Below are 26,404 nucleotides of genomic sequence, written 5' to 3' on the forward strand. Positions count from 1 at the left end.
GAAGGGCCTCTTCACCCGGTGCTCGCTCATGCGGACTTCACCCTGCACATGACGTTCGCGTCCGCATGGTCATCGGACATCTCGTCGCGGACAACGTCATTCACCCGTATCCGGCAACCGACCTGCCCCCCACGCACCTGTACCGAAATGCTGCCCGAAACCACGGTGAGAGTCGTCGTCTCCGTGTGTGACCACGGCAGCGTAGTCACGTCCACCTGGTGCGGATGACCATCGATATCGACATAACTCAGCATCCCGCCATTCCCGACCGTGCCGAAGACCTCGTAGGTGAGCGTCTTGGGGGTGAACTCCGGTGGCGCCTGCGGCGGATTGACGGTGAGCACCGGTCCGGGAGCGGACAGTTCGTGCACCTTCAGCATCGAGCCACCAGCCACTCCCAGCGCAATGACGGCGACGAGCGGCATCCAGGCGCGTGCCAGGACCGTCCTGCCAACCGAACGTCGGCTCACCCGACCACCCTCCCGGACCTCGCACCGTGTGCATGTCAATGAAGCTGACATAAGTACGGTCGGAAATGCTATCAGCCAAACCTGGGAATGCGAGCGGCAACTTTCGCCGGCCCCGGCAATCCGTCAGATCGGTATCACGACGCGCGCGGCAGCCGCCCCTTCAGCCGCCGCATCCGCAGCACCTGCGCCGTGATGTTGATCGACGAGATCATCGGAATGACCCCGAGGAACGTCCGCTCGGAGGGGGTGGCTCCATGTAGCTGCTCCAGGCTGCCGAGCACATAGAAACAGCCCAGGCTGAAGATGGTCGCCGGAATGGAGAACGCCCACAACGATCCGCGATCGGCGATGGCCTGCCGTGCAAAGGTGAGCTCATCGGGCGACATCGGCTCCCGTTTGCGCACCTTCCTCAAGACCGATGGATAGCCACCGATCCGGTCCGCCAGCGGTGACGACACCTGCTTCCTCAAGCGCGTGGTGTACACGAACATGCACGTCGCGAAGGTCAGCAGGGCCACAAAAGCGAGAATCGCCAGGTACCCGAAGAGGTGCCAGTTGTGCCCCAAGAAGTTCCAGTTCATCGCACCGTCCCTTTGCCCCGCCATCGAGGAATCTCCCTGGAGATACTCGGGGTTTCTTTGAATCAAGTCAAGGTTCCTGACACTGCCTGCGGCTCACAGGGTTCTGCCGACACCGGGTTGTAGGTGTGTTGTACTGGCGAGATGGCCGAGTCTCGCGAGCTCAACGAGGTGGTGGACGCCGCGATCGAGCAGTCGCTCCTCGGTGGCCCCCGCAAGTACACCCGGTCTCAGGTGTCCGAGCTGTCCGGCGTTCCGGTCGAACGCGCCCGCAAGCTATGGGTGGCACTGGGCTTCGCCGCGGCGGAAAGCGACGACGAGGTCGTGTTCACCGATGCCGACGTCGCCGCGATCCGCACCTTCGCCGCATTGGGAACGGCTACCGCAGCCAACGAGCAGAGCCAGGTCACCGCGGCCCGCACCCTCGGCCAGGCCATGGCGCGGCTGGCCGAATGGCAGGCAGACCTACTGACCCGCGAGGTCGAAGATCGCATTGCCAACGATGGCGACGCGTTCACAACCGGCTCAAGCGTCGACGCGGTTACACGCACAATCTCCACACTGACCGACTTGCAGGACTATGCCTGGCAGCGACATTTGGCTGCAGCACTCACCCGGTCGAATGAATCCGGCAGCACCACAAGACAATTGCTTGTTGGCTTCGCCGACATGGTTGGCTATACCCGCCTCTCCCGCCATCTGGACCTCGACGAACTGACCAACCTGCTCGAGACCTTCGAGACCGCACTCACCGAGGCAGTCACCACCCACGGCGGCTGGGTGATCAAGAACGTCGGCGACGAAGTCATGTTCGCCGCCGCGAGCGCCGGGGCCGGCGCGCGCATCGCCGTTGCCATGAATGCAGCGATTACTGCAGCAGCACAGGACATTCCGGATATGCCGCAGATCCGGGTGGGCCTGGCCTACGGACAAGTGCTCGTACGCTTCGGCGATCTCTACGGCACCGTGGTCAACGTCGCCGCACGACTGACCGGCGTGGCCCGGCCCGGAACGATCCTTCTCGACGACGCCGCCGCGGCGGCACTGGGAGACGACGACGAGTTCGTTCTCCGTCACCTGCGCGGCGTACGCGTCAAGGGGTTCTCCCGGTTGGGTTCGCATGTCTTGCGAACCCGCAAACGCTCATAACGACCCCATGATTTTGACGGATAGGAAAGGACATCACATGGCGCAGTACATCGAGGAAACAATCTTCGAGGCACCCCGAACGACTGTGTATGAATTGTTCGCCGACCGCGAAGGGTACAACGAATTTCTGCCCTTCACAGTCAAGCTGGTCCGGCCTGGCACCACCGAACGGCAGGGTGTGGGGGCGATTCACCGAATCGGTGTGGGCCCTGTCGGCGTCAAGGAAGAGATCCTCGAACTTATTGCCGGGGAACGCATTCAGTATCGCGTCGTCGGTGGACTGCCGGTGCGCTCGCACATCGGAACCATCACCCTCACTGACCACCCGCAGGGAACGGCCGTGCGCTATTCCATGGAGTCCACCCCGCTGATTCCGGTACCCGATACCGCGATGGTGTGGGTCCTGCGTAAATCAATGTCGAGCCTCGTCGACGGCGCACGCCGGGAAGCGGCGCGCCGGGGTGCGGCCGGGAAAGCATAGGAAACCAAGACTATTTGAGTCACGAACGTATTTTGAATTCCAGAGTAGAAATTTGCATTTCTGGTTCAGTTCGTGCGCCATTCTTAGGCATTGCTAATTAATCACATTCGCCCCCCATAAACCGAGTGATCTTCATTTATTCAGATACCTGCGCTTTTACGTGACTACCGACTCATATCGAATACTATTCCGTCACAGTTCCATCTCGCCTGAAAATACCCCCGGTCTCATCGGTATGCGCCTTCTGACATGGCAATTAGCCGGACATCTGGGAGGCAACTGATTACCGCCGTGCGCCCGTTAGGTCACAGCCACAGTTCATATTCCGCATCAACTTCATAACCAACCTGAACGTCAGCTGGACGTCAATTTTGGGGCGTTATAAAGTTCAGCCATCGAATTTCACCAGCGTGATTTACACGCTCAAGCTAGGGAGTCGGGTCGGTGGCGATCATCATCTTTGATCGAATGGCTATTCAGGTAATTGCCAGCGCTGGTTTATGTGCGGCCGCGTTCGTATGGGCGCCATCCGCAGTCGCAGAGTCATCCGGGAGCGCGCACCACGCGGTTGAAGACGGCCCCGGAGGCTCCGGCAAGGGTGCGTTAGTCGGCGCCCCCGCCGCAGGCGCCGCGCCCGTGGCCGGGGTGCCGATACTGCCGGGGCCTGTTGCGGCACCTGTCGTACCGGCAGCGCCCATCATCCCGGCCGCACCGATTGTTCCTGCGGCGCCCGTGGTTCCGGCCGCGCCGGTAGTTCCGGCCGCACCCGCCGTGGTCCCCGCGGCCGCGCCCCTTGATGGTGCCCTGGCCGCAGGCCCCGTGGCCGGAAAGGGCGTCCCGGTCGGTTCCACGGTCCCGGGCGCGCCGACGCCGGGTGTTCCGACCCCCGCCGGTCCGCAAGGCTGATAGCCCAACCACACCCGCTTCTTCAATGATGCCGAGGCCGCGAATGCGGCCTCGGCATCATTGTTTCTCGCCAAATATTCAGAACCACAAAAGATTACGTTGGCCGCGCGCCACTACTCTTGCACGACCACCGGGTCGCCGACGTTGACGTTGTCGAAGTACCACTGGGCTGCCGCGGGACTCAGGCTGATACAGCCGTGGCTGACATTCTCATAGCCCATGGCCGGTACGGCCCACGGAGCCGCGTGCACGAACAGACCACGGCTGGTGAAGCGGACGGCGTACTCCACATCGATCTTGTAGCCATCGGCGGCGGTGACCGGGATGCCGACACTACTGGAATCCATCAGCACCGAGCGCTCCTTCCCCAGGACCGCGTAGGTGCCGATGGGCGTCGGATACTCCGGGCGGCCCATGGAGGCCGGGAAGACCCCTTCTTCCCCCAGGCGCGGAAGATGATGCGGCGCAGGCAATCCCGATGCCCCGTCCGATGGCCTTCTCCACACTCCCTCATAGGACACGGTGAACGTGTGCCGCGAGATGCTGGCGATACCGACGAGAGCCGGGCCGGTGGTGATCTCCGCGGGCTTGCCGCCCACCATAAGCTTCACGGTGCTGTGCGACGGCCAGAAACGATCGGGGATCCATTGCACGACATTGCTATCGAGCCATTCGTACTTTCCCGTCATGGCCGGCGTCGATGTGATACTCAGACTTCGCTCGGCTGCCGTGCGATCGGCAATCGGACCATTGAAGGTCACCACCACGGGGTGCGCGATGCCTACTTCCTTATCCGGCTCGGGCGCGATCGACCTGATATCCCATTCGAGCGGTCGGCTGACAGCTGTGGTGTCAACACCATCCGGGTGCCCGGCCAGTGTCGCGCCGACGACGGACACCGCTACAACAATGTGAAGAATTGCCCTCATCGACCGACCCCTCTGGGATGACCACTTCGTCATGAACGATGTGATCGTAAGGACGTGTCAACGGCCGAAGTAGCGGGCGCGCTTGCCGTTTCGATAACGCGTTCCCCACGGTTTGATAACGAAAACAGCAGCAGATCTGGCCCGCTAACTGATCTCATGCGCACCCCAAATATCCGCACTTCGGGAGGTGTTTTCAGGGGAGATAAGCGCCCTCAAAACGGGGTCGTCCACGCGAGAATCTCGTCGTCGCTGGCGGCCGCCACAACAAGCATGTGCGGTAGATCGCGCTGGCTAGCGACACCCCTCAGTACAACGCTCATCGGTGCCACCCACAGCCGTGCGTCAAGTTCATCGATGCCGCCGACACCGAACTCACCGCATGGCTCAGTTACCCACTCCTGCAACAGTTCCAGCGCGTTTTCGCTGGTCTAGCAGTTGCCCAGCAGAACCTCATCCCGCCATTCAGCTGTGGAACCTCTCCCGAGAGCGACCGGCACAAGTAGTTCGTCCGGATCGCCGCCAGATCCCGCACGCGCTACTCATCCACCGGCATGCGCCACCGGAGCCGCACACGGAAGAGGTTGCTCTTGCCCACGCGGTACTGGATGACTGTGGATTTTGTCGATACGGGCCACTGCTCTTGTTAGGCAAAGAAAGGAAATACGCCCGCTGAGCAGCAAAATCTAGCAGCAGCCGTCACCACTTCTCGTTGAGTGCCTGCTCGAGTATCCGTTCCAGCTCTCCTTGCACTCGCTCCAATGGCGCGGTGTCGCGATTGGCGCGCGCCAGGATCAGGCCACCCTCGATCGAGGTGACGATCAGTGTGGCCAGTCCCCCCGCGCGGGCCTGCGTGATACCGATGCCAGCCAGGCCCGACGTAATGAGTTCTTGCCAGGCACGAAAGACGGTGTCGGCTTGTGGGATAAGGCTGCTGTCAATCTCTCCGCCGCCGATCGCCGCCGACGCGATGGGACAACCGGCACCAAAATCTTTGTGCTGCACTATCAGCCCCGCAACGCCGCAATCAGATTCGTGAGATCAAGCGGGGTGCTTTATCGATCACAGCTGCGCCTGCAATCGCATTTCGTCGATGACGCCCCGGAGGGCGACCCGCCCGATCTCGATGGCGCTCGCGATAGCGGCAAGGTCCCGGGATAGCCCCGACACATCATGCGCGCCAACAGGAGGACGCACCTGAACAAACTCCACGCCTCGCGTCCGGGCGTTGTCAGCGCGCCGGTACGCGAGGTGCCGACTGAGGTGGCTCCGACCGGCACCGCGCGCGTGCCGCAGGTAGTACGGCATCAACGCGAGAAGTTCGAGCCCGGCCACGGATGCCGCCTGGTCCTCGCGCAGGGTGCGTAACACCAGTACATGCGTGGCACCCTGAGCGACAGCCGAGGGCCAGGGAATTGCCTCGGCAACGCCCCCATCGACGAATGCACGGCCTGCGAGTTGCACTGGCGGGCCTGCTAACAGCGGCAGGCACGCACTCGCCCGTAACGCTGTCTGCAACGACGCCCGGCCTACGATGTATGGAGCCAAGTCACATGCCGCACCGGTCCGCGCATCGGTGGCGATCGGGTGAAACGTGATCGAATTGCCAAGTATTGCATCGAAATTCATCGGTGTGATTGAGGTGTAGACGTTACCGACCAGTGCCTTCAGATCAACTACCGGGCCGCCGCGCAGCAGTCGCGCCGGATCATTCACCCTCGCAGCGGCCACTTCTGGCCACGCCCACGACGGCAGCCAGCGCTGCGCCTCCCCTGTCAGCAGCCAAGCCCCGTTCAGGGCGCCGCCCGAAGTGCCGTAGACCGAGTCGAAACAACTGGTCAGGCCGAGCTCATCAAGTGCGATGCACATACCGGCGGAGTAGGCCAATCGGTTACCACCGCCTTCGATCGCCAACGCGACACGGTGGCCGTCCTGGCGATTACCGGGGCGACTACCGGTAGCCAACCGGGCTGCCAACACTTCGATAAGCGAAAGCCGCCCGTCCGTCACTAGAGCGCCTCCCATACGTCGATAGTGCGCGACCCCTACCGGCCCGCGTTACGCGCCAGATCGATCGCGAACTGGTTCACGAAGGTGCCGGCCCGAGGGTCCCCGCGGTCGCACGAACCGTCAGATTCCCCGGGACGCTTGACCCACAGGTAGGCATCGACGTTCGGGCTGGCGGTGGCCGTCGTGGGAGGAGTGCCCAGTGCGCGCCCGCTGGGATTGCACCAGTAGAGGGCGTCCGCGGTGGGGCCCGCTCCATTGCGCGAGGTATCGATCACGTAATGCGCGCCATTCGTCATTCCCGAAATCGCGTCGCCGTAACCGATTTCCTCATCCGTGGTGAAGAAGTTCGCGGTGTTGAGGCTGAAACCCCGTGCTTTTCCGACGCCGACATCGTTGAGTCTGGCCGCCATCACGTCGGCACTCACCCACCGCGAGTGGCCGCCGTCGACATAGAGCGCCGTGGCCGGGTTGCGGGTCAGCGTGTCGACCGCGTAGCGCATCAGCTCGAAGCGTTCCTGGCGTTGGCCCGGCGACAGGCAGTCCGCCATCGCCAGGGCGTCCGGTTCGAGGATGATTACTGCCGGTCCCGAACCCACGGCCGAGGCGACGCCATCGATCCATCCCCGATAGGCATCGGCGGATCCGAAACCGCCGGCGGCGAAACTGCCGCAGTCGCGGTGGGGGATTGCGTAGAGGGCCAGCACCGGGGTGGCGCCGGAGGCCTGCGCCGCGCTGATGTACTTCGCGTCCACGCTGGGAGTCGACACATTGTCCATCCAGTACGCCTGCGGCGTGTTGGCGATGGCCGTCAACTCGGGGCTCCCGGCGCCCTGCGCGGCACGCATCGCCGCCGAGTTCGGGTTGACGTAGAACCCTTGACCGTCCAAGGGGTTGTCCGCCCGCGCCACCGGACCTACGAAGAGGCCCAGACACATCACGGCCAGCAGGGGAGCGATCCGTCGCGCGAGGACACCAGCAGCTGAGGAAATCACCTCAGAAAAATAGCCTCAGCACCACAACAAGCGCCATTCGGCCCAGTGGCGATCTGCGCTATCTATCCATCGTGTGCGGAGGGTCGTCGACTTCCTGCTTGTCCTCACAGGCGCCCAACGCGTTGACCAGTACACAGTTGTCTCCGCTGTCCTGCTGGTTGGGAGGGAGTTCCTCGCAATCGCCGACTTCGTTGACCCTCTCGCACATCACCCGAGTGCTGGGCGCCGCGTATGCCGCGGGGGCCGAGACCTGAAAAGCACCCGCGATCATCGCGGCAAAGGCCGCGGTCACGACACCTCTCATGATGGCTGCCACAGTGCCCTCCCTTCTTTGTACGGGCACAACCCCCGATCACCGTTTCAGAGCGAGAACAACGGTGAATACGGGCGGTGACCACCCATTTTACAAACTAATGATCACCGCAACGAGGGTTTCGGATATGGATCGGCGACCAACTACCCAGAACCTGCGCGCTAGGGTGCTTCCGTCGGCCTCAGCGAACAGGCCGGTAGAAAAGTTGGACACCTCATGACTGCACCCGCAGAAGCGTCGGCACTCGAAGCACGCGTCGGCCATTACTACCAGATGGACGGCCCCTACCTGGTGGGCCGCGAAAAGGTGCGCGAGTACGCCCGCGCGGTGCAGGACTACCACCCCGCGCACTGGGACGAGGCCGCCGCTGCGGGGCTCGGCTATTCCGGTCTGGTGGCGCCGTTGACGTTCACGTCGACCCCGGCCATGGCATGTAACCGGCGCATGTTCGAATCCGTGGTCGTCGGGTACGACACCTACCTGCAGACCGAAGAGGTCTTTGAACAGCACCGCCCGATCGTGGCCGGTGACGAGCTGCACATCGACGTGGAACTGACCTCGGTGCGCCGGGTTGCGGGCAGAGACCTGATCACCGTTACCAACACCTTCACCGACACAGCCGGCGCCCGCGTGCACACGCTGCACACCACCGTCGTCGGGATCACCGCAGATGAAATCAGTCCAGGGACGATGGCGGCCGTGCAGAGGGCGATGATGCACGACGTCGACTTCTCTGGCATCGGGACAGCCGCCGACGCCTACGAGAAGACCGTCCGGCCCGAGGGCGACGTTCGGATCGCCGCGGACAGCCGCGCACCGGGCACGCCGTCCTTCGACGATGTACAGGTTGGCGACGAGCTACCGGTGCACCACACCCGGCTGTCCCGAGGCGATCTGGTCAACTACGCCGGTGTCGCCGGCGATGCCAACCCGATTCACTGGGACGAAGACATCGCCAAGCTGGCCGGACTGCCCGATGTGATCGCGCACGGCATGTTGACCATGGGATTGGGTGCCGGATTCTTCTCGGTCTGGTCGGGCGACCCAGGTGCCGTGACGCGTTATGCGGTGCGACTGTCCGCGCCGGCCATCGTGTCGTCCGCCGAAGGCGCGGACATCGAGTTCGGCGGCAAGATCAAATCGCTGGATCCGGAAACGCGCACCGGCGTCATCGTCGTCACCGCGAAGTCCAGCGGTAAGAAGATCTTTGGCCTGGCGACGCTGAACGTCCGCTTCAGCTGATCTGACAGCGCTAGAGCTCTGTCACGCGTCCGTTGTCGACCTTCCAGGATCGATCCAGCCGGATGTTCTGCAACATCCGGCGATCATGTGTCACGAGTAGCAGCGCACCGTCATAGGCCTCGAGCGCCTGCTCGAGCTGCTCGATGGCGGCGAGGTCGAGGTGGTTGGTCGGCTCGTCCAGAGCCAACACATTGGTGCCGCAGGCCTGCAGCAGTGCCAGACCCGCACGGGTGCGCTCACCGGGTGAGAGCTCGTCAACCGGGCGCTCGACATGGTCGGCGCGCAGCCCGAACTTGGCGAGCAGGGTGCGTATATCGGCTGTCGACCATGGCGGTAACCGCTGCTCGAAGCGGTCGACGAGCCGGGCCGGGCCGGTGAAATCGCCACGCGCTTGGTCGATTTCGCCGATCGAGACATTTGCTCCCAGGCTCGCACGGCCCTCATCGGGTTGCAGACGCCCCAACAGCAGCCGCAGCAGTGTGGACTTTCCGGCCCCGTTGGGCCCCGTAATCCCGATGCGTTCACCGGCATCAACCTGCAAGGAGACCGGCCCAAGAACAAAGTCGCCTTGCCGCACAACAGCATTGGCCAGAGTCGCAACAACCGAACTCGAACGCGGTGCGGCGCCGATGGTGAACTCGAGCACCCATTCCTTGCGGGGCTCGGCCACCTCTTCCAGGCGTGCGATCCGGCTCTCCATCTGGCGAACCTTCTGCGCCTGCTTCTCGCTGGACTCGGAGGCCGCGCGGCGCCGGATCTTGTCGTTGTCAGGAGCCTTGCGCATGGCGTTGCGCACACCCTGGCTCGACCATTCCCGCTGAGTGCGAGCGCGCGCCACCAGGTCTGCCTTCTTTTCGGCGAACTCTTCGTATTGTTCGCGCCGGTGACGCCTGCCAACCTCACGCTCTTCCAGATAGCTTTCGTAACCACCACCGAACACGGTGGTGGTGTTCTGGGCAAGGTCCAGTTCGAGGACGTGGGTGACGCTGCGGGCCAAAAACTCGCGGTCGTGACTCACCAACACCACACCACCACGAAGATCGCGGACGAAGTCCTCGAGCCGGGCCAGTCCGTCCAGGTCAAGATCGTTGGTCGGCTCATCGAGCAAGACGATGTCGAACCGCGATAGCACCAGGGCCGCCAGTCCAACACGTGCCGCCTGCCCACCCGACAAGGACGTCATCAAGGTCGACTCCGGTCGCACCGCATCCAGACCGAGGCCCAGATCGGCCAGCGCCGCCGGCAGCCGCTCGTCAAGATCCGCCGCCCCGGAGGCGAGCCAACGATCAAACGCCGCGGAGTAGGCCTCGGCCAGATCGGCCTCCGCTAGCCCCTGCCCCGGGTCGGCCAGCGCCGCGGCCGCAGCCTCCATGGCCTGGGTGGCATCGGTACACCCCGTGCGGCGGGCAATGTAGGCCGCGACGGTTTCCCCCGGGAAGCGCTCATGCTCCTGCGGTAACCAGCCGATGAACGCGTCGGCCGGGGCAACGCTGACCACACCCTCGAGTGGTTCCAGATCCCCGGCGAGGATTCGCAGAAGGGTGCTCTTGCCGGCGCCGTTGGCGCCCACGACTCCGATCACGTCCCCCGGCGCAACAGTTACGTCGAGCCCCTCGAAGAGGGTGCGGTGAGCGAATCCACCGGCCACATTCTTCGCGACAAGCGTTGCCGTCATGGCTTCATCGTCGCATCATCACGGCGCAGAAGAACCCGCGCGCCCGTACCGGACCGATACCATCGCGCCATGCACCGGCCGGTTTCGAGACGCGATGCCCTTCGATACACCTTGGCCGCACCGATCCTCGCGGGTCTTCCGATGGTCCTCGCACCGAGCGCCTCCGCGGACGGGCTGAAGCTGATCGACTTCACCGAGCGGCTGGTGACCCCCGAACAGATCAAATCCGCCGGCTACGCGGGTGCCCTCGTCTATGTATCCGAGTTGCGGCCGGGAGCTACCTTTGACTTCAAACCCGTCACGCGTGACTACACCGCCGGGTTACGCGCCGCCGGACTGCACATCGTCAGCTGCTACCAGTACGGCAAGCCCGGATGGCCCACTCCGTCGGACTTCACGCGCGGCTACGACGGCGGCGTTGCCGACGCCCAGACCGCCCTGCGACTACACGGGGCCGCGGATGGGCCCGATACCGCGCCGATCTTCTTCAGCGTCGACGAGGACATCGACCAGAACACCTGGAAAACACTTGCGGTCCAATGGTTCCGGGGCATCAATTCGGTGCTCGGAGTTCGCCGTACCGGCATCTATGGTCACGCCCGGGCGTGCGGGTGGGCGATCCGCGACGGCGTCATCGGGCATTCCACGACCGGCGGTTACCGCTGGGCCTGGCAGACACGAGCGTGGTCAGGCGGGGCACGTGAGCCAGCCGCCGTGCTGTACCAGACCGCAGTGAACACGGCGACGAACCCCGGCCCACTGATCGGTGACGTCCACGTGGACGTAGACGATGTGCTGGCAACCGATTTCGGCCAGTGGGACTTGAGCCGATAGCGATCTGACACCGCGGCCGAACCAGATTTGCCGCGGAGGGACGCCCCCACATCGAAGGAAGGTTACGCTAACCTTCATTGGCTGGCCCGATCTCGCAGGCGGTCAGCAGCACTGGAGAGGAGACGCCAGGCTGCCCGCGTGTGGCCCTGGAAATCGGTCAGATGATGCGTTGTGAAACTGATTCCCCCACAGTCGGTCCGGTCGACCGCGCAGGCAACAGGTCATGACGGCTCCGGTATGGATGGCGGCACCTCCCGAAGTGCATTCGGCCCTACTCAGCAGCGGCCCCGGCCCAGGGTCTCTGCTCGCCGCGGCATATGCCTGGCGCTCGTTGAGCACTGAATACTCTGCAGCGGCAACCGAACTCACCACGACGTTGGGCACAGTACAAAGCGGTCCGTGGAACGGGCCCAGCGCGGATCAGTACCAGGCGGCGCATGTGCCATACCTCAGCTGGTTGCAGCAGACCAGTACCGTCAGCGCCGGAGTGGCCGCCCAGACCGAGACGGCAGCCACGGCCTATTCCGAGGCGCTGGCCACCATGCCCACCCTTGCCGAGCTCGCCGCGAATCATGCGGCGCATGGGGCACTTACCGCCACCAACTTCTTTGGTATCAACACCATTCCGATCGCCCTCAATGAGGCCGACTACATCCGGATGTGGATACAGGCCGCGACCGTGATGAGCACCTACCAGGCCGTCTCCGAAACGTCGGTGACCACAGCACCGCCGACCCTCCCGTCACCGGTGGTGCTCTCGCCAGAAAGTGGCCGCACCGCGCGGGCCGCGGCTCAGGACGCCACCAAGCCACCCCCCATCGTGCCTGATCCGAACGATCCCATCGAGATGTTGCTGGCGAACTCCCAACACTTCCTGGGTATGTATCGCGCGCTAAAGGGACTGATAACCGACCCGGTCGGCACCATCATCCAGATCATCATCGACTTCTCCACCAATCCGGCCGCAGCCCTGGTTACCTGGCAGCCGCTGTTCTTTGTATTCGCCTATGCCGCAACGTTTGGTGTGATGGGAACGCCGATCTACGCCGCAATCTTGGGCCCCGCGGCGGGTATCTCACTGCCGCTCGCCATCACCTTGGGCAGCCTCTCTCAGATGCCCCCGGCGCCACCTGCCGACGTCGCCGCGGAGGTCGTCCATCCCCGTGCCGACCAGCCGAATGCGGTCGCGATGAGCGGTGGCACGGTGACCACGGCGAGCTCGGCCGCACCTCCCCCACCATCCACCTCCACGGTGACTCCTACCTCCGCCCCGGCTCCCACCACCCCGCCACCCGCGGGCGCAGAAGGACTCGGATACGCCGTTCGGGGGGACGGGCCCGGATTCGGGTTCGGGCCAACCATGGGCCAGAGCACTGGCGCCGCGGCTCATGCCCCAAGCAGTGCCGTGGCGGCCGCGGCCGCACTGGCCTGCAACCCTGGAAAGTCCAAGAGCCGCAGGCGCCGTCGCGGAACCGCCGAGGACCGCGGGTACCGTCACGAATACGCCACCCTGGACAACGACATCTCTGCCGCCAACGTTGCCGACGATCCGCTGACGGTGAGCGCCTCACGTACCGGCGCGGGAAGGCTCGGCTTCGCCGGTGTGCGCACCACATCGGCACCCGCCGAGGCCGCCGGACTCACCACCCTCGCCGGCGACTCCCCCGAAAGCCGGGTGACCCCCATGCTCCCGGGAACGTGGAACACCGCGGAAGACGGCAGCGAAACCCCCTGATCCGGGCACCAGCTGCCGCACATACATGCCGTTCGAAACATTTGCCATTGTTCGTGTTTCGGAATCACATCGAGCGGGTATATCCCGGTCGTGAGGCCGAAGTGGCCGCTACGAACCTTGAGCAAGGAGAGCCGCATCATGATTATTCTCGGTGTTCTGCTGGCAGTCCTGGGGTACGTCTTGGCCGTCCCGATTCTCCAGACGGTGGGGATAATCCTGGTAGTAGCCGGCGCGGTCCTGTGGATCTTAGGGGCGGTGGGCCGGCCCGTCGCGGGTCGCAAGGTGTGGTTCTGAGTGTTGGTACGCCGCATTGCCCGTCCCATGCTCGGGTCCATATTCATCGCTGCGGGCGCCGATGGCCTCCGCCATCCGGAGGCATCGGCCGCCGTTGCCGAACCCCTGGTCAACGATCTTTTGGAGAACGCGCCCAGCTCAGCCACCCGATACCTGCCACGAGACCCGACGACCTACGTCCAAATACACGGGGCCGCACAGCTTGCCGCTGGCTTGGCCTTGGCCAGTGGACGGCTCCCCCGGATATCGGCCTGGGTACTGGCAGGCACCCTGGTCCCGGTGACCCTGGGCAGCAAGGCGTTCTGGCGCGAGACCGATCCAGCCCTCAAATTGCAGCAGAAGACCGACTTCTGGAAGAACGTCTCCATCTTGGGCGGTCTGATCATCGCCGGCATCGACACTGAGGGAAGGCCCGGCTTATCGTGGCGTGCGCGCAGGGCAGCTAGCGACGCTGTCGCTGTGGTTACCTCGGCGCTCCCCGGGGCCGAAGACACTTCGCAGTCGCTCCGCGCCAAGACGGTAGAGCTGGGAGAAGCGGCGCGCGAGAAGGTTCCCGTGATCGCCGAACACGCCCGCGAACGGGGTGCGGAGATCGCCGAGGCCGCGCAACGACGGGGCGGCCAGCTAGCGGATATCGCGTCACGGCGGGGAAGTGAACTCGCGGAACGCATCTCAGAACACAGCGCCGAACTGGCCAGCGCGGCAGATAGAGGCCGGAAACAGATCGAGGCACTTGCCGCCGATCCGCCACCGAAACTCCGCAGGTTCGCCCGCACCTTCGGCCGCCACTAAGAGACGGCGAAGCCCATTCCGCGCATGACGGTGTCCACGTGATCGTCGTAGAGCGCATCGCTGTCTGTCACGAGATCCCGAAGACTCCCGAAGATCTCGCCGGCGAGATACCCGGTGATGGATGCCCACGCTGAGATACCGATCCCGATGATCGCGGTGTCAGCCGGTGCGTCCGTAGTCGTTCCCAGCAGCGCAGCAAGTAGTGGCCCCGGAGCCAATGGGCGGAATGTAGTGCGTTGCGGCACCGCCTCACCCGCCGCGACGGCGCTGAGATACGCGCCCATGAAGGAGACGATGACTTGCACTGCAGCAGGACCGGTCTCGGAGGGCTGCGCACGATATCCCGGGATGGGCGTACCGCTGAGCAAGGCGAAATCTCCCGGATTCGCGAGCGCCCAGCGACGGGCGGCGACGAACGCGGCGCGTACCCGCCCCCTCGCACTGCCCTGCTCCGCGGCTTCTTGCCCCTCGCTCATCGCTTCGGCAAGGGCGACATTGGCGTCAACGCACAATGCGGTAATCAGCGCTGCCTGCGTATCGAAGTAGCGGAACAGTGCCGCAGGTGCCATACCCATTTCTCGGGAGATCGCCCGTAGAGACAAGGCACCGGTGCCGCCGTCGGCGAGCTGCCTTCTGGCGTGGGACTTGATCTCATCCGTTGTCTGCGCACGCTGTCTTGCCCGCCTCGTGGCGGGGACATCCGCGGCATTCGTCGGGGTGGGCACGTGGCCAGTCTATGAATGCCGTGTGCTCAGCTGTTGCTGAGCCTGGGCCGAAGTAGATCCACGCCCGGGCCGGTGAGCTCGGGCAGCGCGCTGGGACGGGCACCGACCGCCATCACGATTGCCTCTCCTGGGCCTCGAATCTCCGGGCCGTCACCGTAGGTCCAGTCCACATCGGTTGCCGTCCAACGCAACCCCTTGAGTCTGCGTTTCGAGTGAATAAAAGGGTCAGGATTCTCCAGTACCGTTCGCAGCGTGTCAGCGGGCACCTTCCGGAGCCGCTTCAGCGGGCGCCGGATGTCCTGGTGATGGATGAGCAGATCAGCGAGAACCAGCTTCGGCTGGATCTTCGCCGAATAGCTTCTGTCGATGGTGGATTCGAAGGCCGCGAGCAGCTCGTCGGTCGACCATCCTTCTGCTCGGTCGATATAGAGCTGGTTCAATTTATCGGCCGATCCGCGCACCCGGACGACCTCGTAGAGGTACCTGGGGAACGAAGTTCCGTCATACAGCACGTGGGCCACCACATCACGCACCCTCCACCCCGCACACAGTGACGGCGCGTCCCATTCCTGCGGAGTGAGCGTGTGCAGCAATGCGGCGAGGTCGCGCTTCTCCTGTTGAACCATCGCGTACACATCGGCTCGAGACATCTTTAGCTCCCTTGGCTCGGTGTTCCCTCGGCGCATTCAGTGAAATCGCAGCCGGATGAAGTTGCCCAGGCCGTTCCTTCGCCAGCTGGACAGCATCTTTGGCGTCGGCAGCCAGAATGGATCGGGCACATGGAATCCGAGCCGCGTGGCCCGGGTGAGACCCATCTGCCGCATTTGTCGTGCCATCGTCAGCAGCGGCAGACTGGGTTGGTAGGAGTAGTCGTGTCGCCCTCGCGCGATCGAACCGGAAATCAGGCGCGCCATCTCGGCGGGCGATCGAGTAACTCCGGCGATCCCGGGATGCTCTGCTCTCCACTGGTTCACGGCGTCCTCCGATGCAAAGAAGCTGTTGTAATCGCACCAGCCGACGACCCGATGGGGCATCTCACGAACCGGATATCCGAGGTGTACCCGCAGTGTCTTGGGTGAGAAGTCGACCAGCAGGCCGTCCCGCCCGACGAGGCGCACCGGCTGCTTGGTCTGCCGGCACACAGAGTCCACGATCACCTCCGCACCGGGGAACTGCCCGGATATCGCGCACGCCTCGACAGCACATTCCGCGAACCACTTCTGCTGACCATCAACGGTAATCGCGTAGTGGTTCGTGAAGGTCGCAAACGGGCGCGCGTAGACCAGCTCGCCCAGCGGCGGCTGCGGGGCACTGAGCACTTCGTCCTGGAAAGTCTCGCTGTCCGCATGCTCCTGGTCCTGGCGGGCAACACAGATCGCGCCCTCCAGGGCACGCAGGAGCAGAGCGACCTCTCCGTCCGACAGCGCGAATTCGCTGCGTAGTTGCGCAACCGTCGGCACGGTTCCGTCGGTCAGCACCTGCGCCATGATGCGCCCTCGGAGCGCACGCGCCTCATCAGTCAGTATCGCCATCGACGCCTCCAGTTAGTGATCACTGCTCACGTTTCGATCACTGTACACATACCGTCGGGCGTCCTCCATGCGCAACAACCCCCGTCCAGGCGGCACGTGCGGGGCCCGGTAATATGACCGTGTGGTCACATCGGTAATGGCCACCACCGATGTGAAGGGGATTCCGTGTCCGTACGCCGCACCGTCCAAAACCTTGCTCAGCGCCGCACCTTGCTGCCTGCGCCGATCGATTCACTGCTGGCAGGCCCGGGACGTGACGTCAGCCAGCTGACGGTGGTCGTTACGGGTGCGTCGGCCGGAATCGGCCGACAGGCCGTCATCCAACTACGCGCCCGGGGAGCTCGCGTGATCGGTGTGGCCCGGCGGGCCGACGAGCTGAAGGCTCTCGCGGAGGAAACCGGTTGCGAGTGGCGCACCTGCGATCTGAACGACGAGGCGGAGATCGCCCGGCTGCTGGAGGACCTCTGCGATCAGCGCGTGGATGTGTTGGTGAACAACGCCGGTCGCTCCATCCGCCGTCGCATCATCGACGCGACCGACCGGCTGCACGACTACCAGCGGACCATGGCGCTGAACTACTTCGCGCCCGTGCAGCTGACCCTGGGATTACTGCCCGGAATGATCGAGCGGGGCCGCGGCCAAATCGTCAATGTCTGCACGTGGGCGCTGCACGCCAACACTTTTCCGCGCTTCTCCGCCTATGCGGCGTCCAAGAGCGCACTGGCGATCTTCGGCCGCACCCTGAACGCCGAACAGCCACACCCCGGTGTCCGCGCGACCAATGTGTACTTCCCACTGGTGCGCACCGAAATGATCGCACCCACAGCCGAATACGAGGCCGCCGTAGCGCTATCCGCACCGGAAGCCGGTCGCTGGATCATGCGCGCCGTGACTCACCAGCCGGTGGAGGTCAACGCCGCCGTGCTGCGCGCATTGCTACCGGCGATCGACTTATTCTCACCGGCAGCAGCGGACACCACCATCGCGTCGATCACATAGGTCCGGTTACCGTACGGATTTGATCGGAAGCACTGCCAGCGCGCCGAGGACCGACAGCACCATGGACGCCAGATACAGGATGCTGAAGTCCCCTTGAGTGTGATGTAGCCCGAATAGCGCTGTTGCCAACATGGGCACAAGCAACTGCGGCAACAGGTACGCCATAGCCACCACGCCAAGGTCTTTCCCCGACGACTCCGTCTCGGGGAGCACCTCCGTCATCAGTGCCAGATCCACGGCGGCGTAGGCGCCCTGCCCTGCTCCGATCACAGCCGCGCCGAGCAACAGCGAATGAAAGTCTTTGAACAGCAGCAAGATCACCAGGCCGACCGCAGTGATCAGGCATGAGGTCCAGACGATGCCCTTGCGCCGCCCGGTGCGATCTGACCACCACGCCGATATCGCTGCGGTGATCGTATTGGTGATCAGGAAGGCACCGATGATGATGCCGTACTTGGCGGCTGCCTCATGCTCCGACAATCCCAAGGTGCCCGCCACGATGTACAGCATGTAGACCGTCACCAACAGCACCGACATCGTGACGAAAAGGCGGCAGATCCATGCCCACGCGAAATCCTGGTGTTTCCTCGGATTTATCCAATAGCTCGCGAGGATCGCTTGCCAACTTCGGGGGACGCGCTGCGTGCGGACGGTGTCACGCAGAATAAGTGCGGCGGCGCCATTGAACATCAGCGCCAGTACCGCCGGGAGTCCGAACCACCATCGCGGATCGTTCGGTAGGACGTTGATGAACACGCTGCCGACCACAGGCGCAAGGCTGGTCGAGATGCCAAACACCGCCGCCACACGTGCCCGGATCGCGACCGATATCTGATCTGCCAACAGCGCGTTGAAGACCACCAGAGTTGCGGCGAAACCAATCTGGGTGATGCACCAACCCGCGACTACTCCACCGACCGTCGGTGCCGTGGCCAATGTCGTCAGACCCACCGCGCCGACAAGGGTGCCGCCCACCAGAAACGGCCTGCGAATACCGAACCGCGAGATCGAGGTGTCACTCAGATGGCCCAAGGGAGGCGTCACCAGGATGATCGCAATGCCACCGAGAGCCATCGTCAGCGACAGCACCTGCGTCTTGTGCGCCGGGTCAAGCTCGGCCAGCCGCAGCGGGATGCTCACCGCACCGGCGGCGAGCAGCGCGACCGCGGAGGCGAAGTACGCCAGCAGAAAGACCGGCAGGAAGGCGCGCGGCTGCACAACCCGGACATCCGCCTCAAGGCGTGTAGCAGGCGTTTCCGTAGACATACGGTCCTCTCGATGTTCTTCGAACAACCACTGTAGGTGCTCACGCGCTAGGGCCGCTGGGCACGAGATCGGGGCACAATCATTGCGGCACCCTGAAACCGACAACTGAGGCGGATACTCATGGCACGCATCGACACCCACCATCACTGCATCCCGGCCCTGTATCGCAAGGTCCTACAAACCGCCGGAATCGATGAGGCCGGCGGGCGGGCGCTACCGGACTGGAGCCCCGAGGCGTCGCTGGAAACCATGGATGCCCTGGACATCGCCACCGCAATCCTGTCGGTGTCGACACCGGGCACTACCTTCTTGTCCTCCGCCTCTGATGCCGCGGCGCTGGCCCGCGACCTGAACGACTACACCGCGTCCGTCGTCGACGGACATCCGAAGCGGTTCGGCTTCTTCGCCACCGTCCCGATGCCCCATATCGATGCGTCTATCGCCGAAACCGTTCGTGCACTGGATGTCTTACGCGCAGATGGCGTGGTCCTGCTGGCCAACAACGACGGCGTCTACCTCGGCCAGGACGGACAGGACGATCTGTTCGCCGCTCTGGACGCCCGCTCAGCGGTGGTTTTCATCCATCCCGCCGATCTGCCCGGACCGGCCGTAACCGGGGTGTTGCCCTTTGCCGCCGACTTCCTTCTCGATACCACCCGTGCTGCATACCTTTTGGTCCGCAACGGAATCCGCCGCAAATACCCGAACATCAAGTTCATCCTCAGCCACGCGGGTGGCTTCGTGCCGTACGCCAGCCACCGCATGGCCGTCGCCATCACCAGCGACACGGGGGCCAGCCCCGCGGACAATCTGGATGACTTCGCAAGCTTCTACTTCGATACCGCACTGTCCTCCAGCCCCGCCGCACTGCCCTCGTTGCTGGCATTCGCCGAACCCGGTCACGTCCTGTTCGGATCGGACTGGCCGTTCGCGCCACTCGCAGCCTCACAGCTGTTCGCCGCCGGTCTGGAGAACTACCCTCTGGACAACTCGGCTCGCGCCGCGATCGACCATGCCAATGCCCTGAGGCTCTTTCCCCGTCTCGGCACGGCACCTACTCCCCCGACGCGGTCGCTCGCGGACAACGCACGGAACTTGGCGCGTCGCACCGTGATGCGTGGCGTCGCGCATTTGATGGCTTCGCGGTGAACTTCGCCGTGTAGCACCAACGAGGTCATCCGGACGTTGTCTGCGACATCGCCGGTGTGCTGCGCATCTGCATGCTGTCACCTTGCTTGAAGGGATAGGCCACGGGTCGCGTCAAGGAAGGGTGTCTGCGGGCGTTATGCCGGTAGCCCCATGCTTCTGGTCCGGCGATCGGGAGGAAGTCATCGATGACCTGGTGCCGATGGGCCATGGTGAGTGCCCGGCGCACGACCGCATTGTTGGCAGCCCATAAACGCTGATGACGTTGCACCCCAATAAGTTCCAACCATTCGTCCGGCAGGGTCGAAACCGCCGCGTGGGCGGCCATCCGCAGGAACGGGTTGATGGGTAGCAGCGGAAATGCTGGCGCGGCTGGGGGTTTCAGGAAGAACGAAACGAGCTTGTGCATTTCAGCGGTGGGCCTGATGATCTTCTTGGCGTCGACGGCGAGGTAGTCGGCGACGTCTTCCGGGGTGGCGGGCACGTAGCGCGGCGGGATGCCCAGCAGGTCGGCGGTGATGAGGCTTTCCCGGTAGAACCGGCGGATCTCCTCGTCGGTCAGCTGTTGCCCGGGCGGGCAGAAGCGCTGGTAGCACTCGAGCAGCCCATGCCAACCGGTCACATAGACGAACAGCAGCGTCTCAGGGACATTCGCGACATAGGGCTGTTGGGTATCGGGCACCACACCATTGACCGCACTGTGCCGCTTGAACAACCACTGGCCAATCTTCTCCGCGGCCTCGGTGTCGCCGAAGACCGCTTGGGTGAAGAACATGTTGGAGCGCCGGACTCGGCCAAGAGGATCCGCGGCATAGGTGGAGTGTTGATCGACTCCGGCGGCGCCGGCCGGATCGAACACGGCGACGATGGAGCCCCGGATGCCCGCGAGCGAGATGACGGGATGTCCCCACACTTTCCAGCTCACCGATTCCGGGCCAAAGTAGCCCGCGTTGCGACGCGGCCCGTTGGCGATCTGCAAGGCACGGCGGCCCGATTTGCCTAATGCGTCGACGAGAAGATCCATCCCTGGGCCTCTTTCCTGTATTCCCTTACGGGCAGAGCGATTTCAGCGCGATGTGCGAGGTTGGGGTACCGGCAGGCCCGGTGTTGTCATCCCGTTGAAAAAGACGCCAAGCACCGTGAGGACCTCGCCGAACACGTCGTGAGGGTCCTCCGCTTGGCAGATCAGCGTGTTGCCCGAACACAGCACCCGTAAAAGCAATTGCGCGGTCGTGACCACGGGCATGGCGGAGATCAGCTCGCCCCGCTGGACCATGTGCGTCAACAGCGCGACGAGCGGCGGCAACACGTACTGGTCATCGATCTGCTGGTAACGGTCCGGGCCCAGCGCCTGGGGTGCCTGACGCAGCAGCTCGCGATGTATCGGATCGCTGAGTGAGAGGCCCACGAACTCCGTCGCAGCGCGGCCCGCGATGGGCAATCCGGCTCCCACTGGCCGATCCCGCATCCGGGTATTCGCTGCTTCGATTCCTGCTGCCGCGACGACCAGCCGTTCGCTGAACACCGCCTCAAACACGGCCTTCTTGTCCGGGAAATGCCGATAGAAGCCGCCCTTACTCACTCCAGCATGCGCGGTCAACGTCGCGACACTGGTCGCGTCGTATCCGACCGTCGCGAAGCACTCTTTGGCGCTGTCCAGCAGCGCACGCCGCGTTCCCTCGGCGCTGACCTGTCGGCGCGACAGCTTCGGTGCCAACTCGACTGCCATGAGCCCCTCCTTTCAGCGACCGTCGGTCGCTGAACGACCGATGGTCACCATACCCACTGCGGGCCAGGAAGCCAAGCGGCGCAGCCCACGGGATGCACCAACCCATATCCGGCCTCTACCGTTGATCCGGTGAAGCTGCCGGGTGCTCGGGTCTGTGCCGTCGCCGCAGTACTCCTTGCCCTCGCGGGCGTGCCTTCTTGCCGGCACGCGACAAACCCGACCGCCCCCGCGCCAAGCGTGGAGCCCCAAGGTCCTTTCGCGCCCGTCATCCGCCTCATGAACGATGCGGTTGCGGAGCCTCGGCTACCGGGCGCGGTGGTGCAGATCGGGCACGCAGGCACGGTCGTGTTCCGGCAGGCCTTCGGGTGGCGCAAACTCCCCGATGAACCGGGACTGGACGGGTCGCCCGCACCGGCCGAACCGATGACCGACGACACGATTTTCGACCTGGCGTCGCTGACCAAACCGCTCGCGACGAGTGTGGCCCTTCTTCAGCTGTACGAAAAGAGCCTGGTTCGGATCGACGAACCCGTGCAGACATATCTGCCGGATTTCAACCCCGACAACGACCCGCGACGCGCACAGGTGACACTTCGCATGCTGTTGACGCATACCTCGGGCATCGGAGGCGACCTGAGCCATCAGGGGCCTTGGGGAGTGACGGAGGCGGACAAGGCAGACGGTGTACATCGGGCACTCACCGCCCCGTTGGCATTGGACCCCGGTAAGACATTCCACTACTCCGACATCAACTTCATCATCCTCGGCGTGCTCATCGAGAAGATCACCGGCGAGTCTCTGGATGTCTACGTGCAGGACAACGTTTTTGCGCCGCTGGGCATGTCCGACACGCGTTACCTACCCCCGGCCAAGGCATGTGGACCGCACCAAATCATCGGTACAGCAGTTTCTTTCGACAAACTGCCGACCGCGAACGTTCCCTGTCCGGTGGGCACCTGGAACACCGATCTGTTGACACGCATCGCACCGACGGCACGCGACGAGGACGCCCCGGCTATCAATCCCCACTACGGCAATCTGCTTCGCGGGACCGTGCACGACCCCACCGCGCGCCGGATGGGCGGCGCGGTCGGCAGTGCGGGTGTGTTCTCGACGGCCGATGACATCGGCCGGTACTCCCAGGCACTTGTTGATCGGCTCGCCGGACGACCGAGCCTGTTCCCGCTGAAGCGATCCACCCTGGAACTGATGACGACACCGCAGCAGCCAGGCCACACCACCGCACAACTCGAAGCGGCCAACAACGCCAGCCGCCAGGCCATCCAGAAGAGTCCAAACACCACCGATCCCCTACTTGCACCGCACTATCCGGCGATAGCGGGACAGAGCCTGCGCGGTTTCGGCTGGGATATCGATACGGAACTGTCCAAGCCGCGTGGAATGCTCTTTCCCATCGGCAGCGTCGGCCACTCTGGCTTCACCGGGGTGACGGTGTGGATCGACGCAGCGTCGGACACGTATGTAGTGGTCCTGGCGAACGTTATCCATCAGCGCGGCGGCCCACCCATTGTGGGGCTGAGCGGCGATATCGCCACCACTGCAGCCCGGGTTCTGCATCTCTACAGCAATTAACCGGCCCGGTGGCCGAGAACCACTGCGCCCCTGCCGATCACGGATTCTTCACCCTGATGCCAGAACGTTATCGGACGTCTCGGCGAGGCAACTTCTTTAACAACAGTCACATTGTTAACTTCCTGCGATGCACGATTCGTCGGGGACCAACGACCCTCTGCGCTCTTCACGATCGGTGACGCGACGTGACGCACTGCGCTACGCCACAGCCCTATCCGCATTGGCCGGGCTCGGTGCGGCATCTGCCGCTGCCGGCGCACCGACGGCGTCCGCCGCCGCGCCCACGTTGATCGACTTCGCCATGCGCCAGATTCCGGCAGAGGACATCAAGGCCGCGGGACACTCGGGAGTGATCAACTACGTCTCCACCTCACGCCCCGGCTCGTCCATGGGCGCCAAGCCGATCACCCGGCCGTATGCCCAGGCGCTCACCGCGGCCGGGCTGGTGATCGTCAGCAATTTCCAATACGGAAAGCCCGGCGGGACAGCGCCATCGGACTTCACACGAGGATTCGCCGGTGGCGTCGAGGACGCTCGCACCGCCTGGCAGCTGCACACCGCCGCCGGCGGCGGCCAGAGCGCGCCGGTCTTCTTCTCCGTCGACGACGACATCAACCGCGATACCTGGAACAACGTTGCACTGCAATGGTTTAAGGGCATCAACTCGGTGCTCGGCGTACAGCGCACCGGCATCTACGGCGGCGTCAATCCGTGTCAGTGGGCCGCTGCCGATGGCGTGATCGGCAATTCGCGCTCACCCGGCCACGTGTGGGCCTGGCAGACCCGGTCATGGTCACGCGGCCAGGTCTTCCCCGGTGCGGTCCTCTACCAGCGCATTGTGAGCACCGCATCGAATCCTGGCCCGGTGGTCGGTGGGCTCGAGGTCGACGTCAGCGATGCCCTGGCCCAGGATGTGGGCCAGTGGAACTTCCACCAGTGAGAGACACCCGAAGCTCGGCGTAGGCGTCGACGAGTGCATCGAGCGCGAATCGCCGGTTGAGACCGCTGGGATTCGGCAGCACCCACGTCGTCACCTCCGCGAAGCGGAATGGCTGTAGTCCGAATGCGATGCGCGGGGATTCGAGCATGGACACCACTGCACGCTTTCCGAGAAATGCCAGCGCCCCAGGGTTCAAGCGACGCATCCTCTCCTCGAAATCTGGTCGCGCCGCACGGAATTCGCTAGCCGTGATGTCGTCGGCGCGCGGTGTTGCGCGGCTGACAGCAGCAGTGATGCCGCACCCGTACGTCAGCAGTTGACGCTCGTCCTCTGGGCGCAAGCGAATGTCGGTGAAGCCGGCCCGGTAGAGCACTTCCCAGAAACGGTTACTCCGGTTGGAGAAGTTGTGTCCATCGGCCACTGCCGTGGCGGCAGGATTGATTCCACAGAAAATTACATCGAGTCCATGCGCGAGAATATCGGGAGAGTACTGACCCACAGCATGTAGGTTCTCATGCTCACCGGCCTGGCGGTACCGAACTATCTTGGGGGGCTGGAGGGTTCGGGCCTTGCCCAACGATGCGTTCCTGAAGCCGATACAAGGTGTACTTGAAGCTACCGACAAAGTAGGCCCAGTCGGCCTGCTTGGGTCCGTGGTAATCGCTGGACCCCTTGTAGCCCGCGTCGTCGATGTTGCCCAATGCCAGCTTGGCGATGTTGACGTCATGCGCTTGCGCACTACCGGCGTTCGCCTTAATGAGCATTGGTATCAGCCGGTTGAGTGCGACCAGGCTGGTGTCGGGACTCACCGCGATGTCGTTGAAGCCGCGCGAGATCGAGTTGAGGTCGGCGAGTGTGCTGCGGCCGTCAGTGCCCTGGATCGACGGGAATTTCGCAAGTTGGTCACTGATCTGCCCGCTCTTGTTGGCCAGGTCGCCGATCTGGTTAGCATCGATAGCTTGCACGCCCGGGCCCGATGCCGCGATCAGATCATTGATCGTCTTCTCCCGCGACGAAATCGAGGCGGCCAGTTGGGACGTCTTGTCCAATGAGCTTTGAATCTGTGCCGAACGCTTGTTGAGGGTATCCAGCAGCTGATTCGATTGCCCCACGATGTCGCCCAGGGTTTGACCATTGTCAGCCGAAGCCTTGCCGAGCCCATTGACCAGATGAGTCAGGTTGCGGACTACACCACCGTTAACCAATACCGCGGCTGAACTGAGCACACCTTCCACGGAGGCAGCCGATGACGTGGTTTGTAAATCGAGAACGTCGCCGTCCTTGAGGAGTTCCGCAGATGGCGAAATGGGGGGTTCGAGGGCTACGAACACATCACCCAACGGGGTCGCACTGCGCAGCTGGGCGGTGGATCCGACCGGCAGGCGCACACCCCTGAGTATCCGAAGTTTGACGACGGCCACATCGTCGATTGCCTCGATGGATTCGACCTCGCCGATATCGGCGCCCTTGAGGCGTACCTTTGCCATATCCGGCAGATTCAGGGCATTAGCAAATTTGGCCGTCACTGCATAGGCGTCGGAACCGATGCTCGGCGCCGGCAGGTCAAGACTCTCCAGTGTCGGCGGATCACAGGCGGATACTGTCATTGCCAGTAGAGCTGCCGCGGTAGCTTGAACGACCGGACGAGCGCGACGCGACGCCCCTGCTGCCGTTGAGCGGATGGGCACAACCGTACCAGAATTTACCTGGGAATGCGCGTCCCATGCCATCGCGCAACCGTATCAAGCGGAATTGGGTCAAACACCCTCGCTATCTCGTGAAAGCCAGTGATTTCCACTACATGACGGTGCCTCAGATGAGCCTCGTCACGGGCCTGCGTCGGGTGACGGATTTTGACTCGACGCGTTCAACGAACGAATCGGGACCGAGCGATCGCTGAGGGCAGGGGCGCGCCGGCGTACAGGCCACGAAGAGCGGTCAGGAGTTTGCTACATAGATACATTCTCCGCTTCCGTGAGGCACCAAACTCTCTTCACCACATTGATCGCCCGGTTTCGGGCACCCCACCCAAGCAATGCTGATTGTTCAGGCAATGAATTTGCCATCGCTTGGAGAA

The 26,404-nt window shown here is 63.7% G+C and carries 28 protein-coding genes; 12 read left to right on the forward strand and 16 right to left on the reverse strand.

The window, feature by feature from the left end; translation table 11 throughout:
• Positions 1-26: 26 nt before the first annotated feature.
• Together RHO23_RS20535 and RHO23_RS20540 are read right to left on the reverse strand one after the other, a co-directional pair.
• Entirely contained in the window at positions 27-425 is a 399-nt protein-coding gene (locus RHO23_RS20535) for an MmpS family transport accessory protein (protein ID WP_046255325.1), read from the reverse strand.
• 179 nt (positions 426-604) lie between these two features.
• The gene (locus tag RHO23_RS20540) at positions 605-1,051 is read right to left on the reverse strand and encodes a hypothetical protein (RefSeq protein WP_070927940.1); all 447 of its coding nucleotides are present in this window, start codon (positions 1,049-1,051) and stop codon (positions 605-607) included.
• A gap of 141 nt (positions 1,052-1,192) precedes the next feature.
• Here RHO23_RS20540 and RHO23_RS20545 point away from each other — a divergent pair, with 141 nt between their 5' ends.
• The 3 genes from RHO23_RS20545 to RHO23_RS20555 all read left to right on the forward strand — a co-directional run bounded on the left by RHO23_RS20545 (position 1,193) and on the right by RHO23_RS20555 (position 3,584).
• Complete coding sequence (locus RHO23_RS20545; protein WP_046255327.1) at positions 1,193-2,197, forward strand: adenylate/guanylate cyclase domain-containing protein; 1,005 nt, start codon at positions 1,193-1,195, stop codon at positions 2,195-2,197.
• 37 nt (positions 2,198-2,234) lie between these two features.
• Positions 2,235-2,678, forward strand: a complete 444-nt coding sequence (locus RHO23_RS20550; protein WP_046255328.1) for an SRPBCC family protein — start codon at positions 2,235-2,237, stop codon at positions 2,676-2,678.
• 468 nt (positions 2,679-3,146) lie between these two features.
• The gene (locus RHO23_RS20555) at positions 3,147-3,584 is read left to right on the forward strand and encodes a hypothetical protein (protein WP_030097606.1); all 438 of its coding nucleotides are present in this window, start codon (positions 3,147-3,149) and stop codon (positions 3,582-3,584) included.
• A 113-nt stretch (positions 3,585-3,697) separates the two neighbouring features.
• Here RHO23_RS20555 and RHO23_RS20560 read toward each other — a convergent pair whose 3' ends face one another.
• The 5 genes from RHO23_RS20560 to RHO23_RS20580 form a co-directional block, all read right to left on the reverse strand.
• On the reverse strand, positions 3,698-4,495 hold the full coding sequence (locus RHO23_RS20560; RefSeq protein ID WP_423489267.1) for a L,D-transpeptidase: 798 nt from the start codon (positions 4,493-4,495) through the stop codon (positions 3,698-3,700).
• A 714-nt stretch (positions 4,496-5,209) separates the two neighbouring features.
• The gene (locus RHO23_RS20565) at positions 5,210-5,515 is read right to left on the reverse strand and encodes a hypothetical protein (RefSeq protein ID WP_423488258.1); all 306 of its coding nucleotides are present in this window, start codon (positions 5,513-5,515) and stop codon (positions 5,210-5,212) included.
• 57 nt (positions 5,516-5,572) lie between these two features.
• On the reverse strand, positions 5,573-6,535 hold the full coding sequence (locus RHO23_RS20570) for a patatin-like phospholipase family protein (protein WP_423488259.1): 963 nt from the start codon (positions 6,533-6,535) through the stop codon (positions 5,573-5,575).
• A gap of 20 nt (positions 6,536-6,555) precedes the next feature.
• Positions 6,556-7,455 (reverse strand): glycoside hydrolase family 6 protein, encoded by a 900-nt coding sequence (locus tag RHO23_RS20575; protein WP_044105443.1) that lies wholly within the window; start codon positions 7,453-7,455, stop codon positions 6,556-6,558.
• A 115-nt stretch (positions 7,456-7,570) separates the two neighbouring features.
• Positions 7,571-7,828: a hypothetical protein gene (locus tag RHO23_RS20580; RefSeq protein WP_227457801.1), complete on the reverse strand. Its 258-nt coding sequence runs from the start codon at positions 7,826-7,828 to the stop codon at positions 7,571-7,573.
• Between the two features lie 213 nt (positions 7,829-8,041).
• Between RHO23_RS20580 and RHO23_RS20585 the strand changes: the two genes are divergently transcribed.
• Positions 8,042-9,067 (forward strand): fused (3R)-hydroxyacyl-ACP dehydratase subunits HadA/HadB, encoded by a 1,026-nt coding sequence (locus RHO23_RS20585; protein WP_423488260.1) that lies wholly within the window; start codon positions 8,042-8,044, stop codon positions 9,065-9,067.
• Positions 9,068-9,077: 10 nt separating this feature from the next.
• Here RHO23_RS20585 and RHO23_RS20590 read toward each other — a convergent pair whose 3' ends face one another.
• Positions 9,078-10,742: an ABC-F family ATP-binding cassette domain-containing protein gene (locus RHO23_RS20590; protein WP_423488261.1), complete on the reverse strand. Its 1,665-nt coding sequence runs from the start codon at positions 10,740-10,742 to the stop codon at positions 9,078-9,080.
• Between the two features lie 69 nt (positions 10,743-10,811).
• On the opposite strand from RHO23_RS20590, the gene RHO23_RS20595 reads away from it, so the two are divergent.
• The 4 genes from RHO23_RS20595 to RHO23_RS20610 all read left to right on the forward strand — a co-directional run bounded on the left by RHO23_RS20595 (position 10,812) and on the right by RHO23_RS20610 (position 14,397).
• A complete protein-coding gene (locus tag RHO23_RS20595) occupies positions 10,812-11,576 on the forward strand; it encodes a DUF1906 domain-containing protein (protein WP_423488262.1) in 765 nt (254 codons plus the stop codon).
• A gap of 223 nt (positions 11,577-11,799) precedes the next feature.
• Positions 11,800-13,311: a PPE domain-containing protein gene (locus RHO23_RS20600; protein WP_423488263.1), complete on the forward strand. Its 1,512-nt coding sequence runs from the start codon at positions 11,800-11,802 to the stop codon at positions 13,309-13,311.
• Between the two features lie 138 nt (positions 13,312-13,449).
• Complete coding sequence (locus RHO23_RS20605; RefSeq protein ID WP_044105576.1) at positions 13,450-13,605, forward strand: hypothetical protein; 156 nt, start codon at positions 13,450-13,452, stop codon at positions 13,603-13,605.
• On the forward strand, positions 13,606-14,397 hold the full coding sequence (locus tag RHO23_RS20610; protein ID WP_070915967.1) for a DoxX family membrane protein: 792 nt from the start codon (positions 13,606-13,608) through the stop codon (positions 14,395-14,397).
• On the opposite strand, the gene RHO23_RS20615 is transcribed toward RHO23_RS20610, so the two are convergent.
• From RHO23_RS20615 to merB, 3 genes are read right to left on the reverse strand one after another with little or no spacing between them, the layout of a single operon-like run.
• On the reverse strand, positions 14,394-15,122 hold the full coding sequence (locus tag RHO23_RS20615) for a TetR/AcrR family transcriptional regulator (RefSeq protein ID WP_057967000.1): 729 nt from the start codon (positions 15,120-15,122) through the stop codon (positions 14,394-14,396). The genes RHO23_RS20610 and RHO23_RS20615 overlap by 4 nt on opposite strands.
• A gap of 26 nt (positions 15,123-15,148) precedes the next feature.
• Positions 15,149-15,772 (reverse strand): maleylpyruvate isomerase family mycothiol-dependent enzyme, encoded by a 624-nt coding sequence (locus RHO23_RS20620; protein ID WP_423488264.1) that lies wholly within the window; start codon positions 15,770-15,772, stop codon positions 15,149-15,151.
• A gap of 36 nt (positions 15,773-15,808) precedes the next feature.
• Positions 15,809-16,654, reverse strand: a complete 846-nt coding sequence (gene merB / locus RHO23_RS20625; RefSeq protein WP_423488265.1) for an organomercurial lyase — start codon at positions 16,652-16,654, stop codon at positions 15,809-15,811.
• A gap of 165 nt (positions 16,655-16,819) precedes the next feature.
• Here merB and RHO23_RS20630 point away from each other — a divergent pair, with 165 nt between their 5' ends.
• Entirely contained in the window at positions 16,820-17,653 is an 834-nt protein-coding gene (locus tag RHO23_RS20630; protein WP_057966998.1) for an SDR family NAD(P)-dependent oxidoreductase, read from the forward strand.
• A 6-nt stretch (positions 17,654-17,659) separates the two neighbouring features.
• Here the strand turns inward: RHO23_RS20630 and RHO23_RS20635 are convergent, their stop codons facing one another.
• On the reverse strand, positions 17,660-18,919 hold the full coding sequence (locus tag RHO23_RS20635; RefSeq protein ID WP_064410038.1) for an MFS transporter: 1,260 nt from the start codon (positions 18,917-18,919) through the stop codon (positions 17,660-17,662).
• 120 nt (positions 18,920-19,039) lie between these two features.
• On the opposite strand from RHO23_RS20635, the gene RHO23_RS20640 reads away from it, so the two are divergent.
• A complete protein-coding gene (locus RHO23_RS20640) occupies positions 19,040-20,068 on the forward strand; it encodes an amidohydrolase family protein (protein WP_064410039.1) in 1,029 nt (342 codons plus the stop codon).
• A 25-nt stretch (positions 20,069-20,093) separates the two neighbouring features.
• On the opposite strand, the gene RHO23_RS20645 is transcribed toward RHO23_RS20640, so the two are convergent.
• Both RHO23_RS20645 and RHO23_RS20650 read right to left on the reverse strand, forming a co-directional pair.
• The gene (locus RHO23_RS20645; RefSeq protein ID WP_078353849.1) at positions 20,094-21,089 is read right to left on the reverse strand and encodes an oxygenase MpaB family protein; all 996 of its coding nucleotides are present in this window, start codon (positions 21,087-21,089) and stop codon (positions 20,094-20,096) included.
• Positions 21,090-21,131: 42 nt separating this feature from the next.
• Positions 21,132-21,794 (reverse strand): TetR/AcrR family transcriptional regulator, encoded by a 663-nt coding sequence (locus tag RHO23_RS20650; protein WP_070915962.1) that lies wholly within the window; start codon positions 21,792-21,794, stop codon positions 21,132-21,134.
• Positions 21,795-21,923: 129 nt separating this feature from the next.
• Between RHO23_RS20650 and RHO23_RS20655 the strand changes: the two genes are divergently transcribed.
• Complete coding sequence (locus RHO23_RS20655) at positions 21,924-23,387, forward strand: serine hydrolase domain-containing protein (protein WP_423488266.1); 1,464 nt, start codon at positions 21,924-21,926, stop codon at positions 23,385-23,387.
• A 127-nt stretch (positions 23,388-23,514) separates the two neighbouring features.
• Positions 23,515-24,327 (forward strand): DUF1906 domain-containing protein, encoded by an 813-nt coding sequence (locus tag RHO23_RS20660; protein ID WP_030097625.1) that lies wholly within the window; start codon positions 23,515-23,517, stop codon positions 24,325-24,327.
• Here RHO23_RS20660 and mug read toward each other — a convergent pair.
• Both mug and RHO23_RS20670 read right to left on the reverse strand, forming a co-directional pair.
• Positions 24,278-24,826: a G/U mismatch-specific DNA glycosylase gene (gene mug, locus RHO23_RS20665; protein WP_070915961.1), complete on the reverse strand. Its 549-nt coding sequence runs from the start codon at positions 24,824-24,826 to the stop codon at positions 24,278-24,280. The genes RHO23_RS20660 and mug overlap by 50 nt on opposite strands.
• A 19-nt stretch (positions 24,827-24,845) precedes the next feature.
• Positions 24,846-25,934: an MlaD family protein gene (locus RHO23_RS20670; RefSeq protein WP_070915960.1), complete on the reverse strand. Its 1,089-nt coding sequence runs from the start codon at positions 25,932-25,934 to the stop codon at positions 24,846-24,848.
• Positions 25,935-26,404: the final 470 nt, after the last annotated feature.

Source organism: Mycobacteroides sp. PCS013, from assembly GCF_049532645.1.
GTDB classification, from domain to species: Bacteria; Actinomycetota; Actinomycetes; order Mycobacteriales; family Mycobacteriaceae; genus Mycobacterium; species Mycobacterium gwanakae.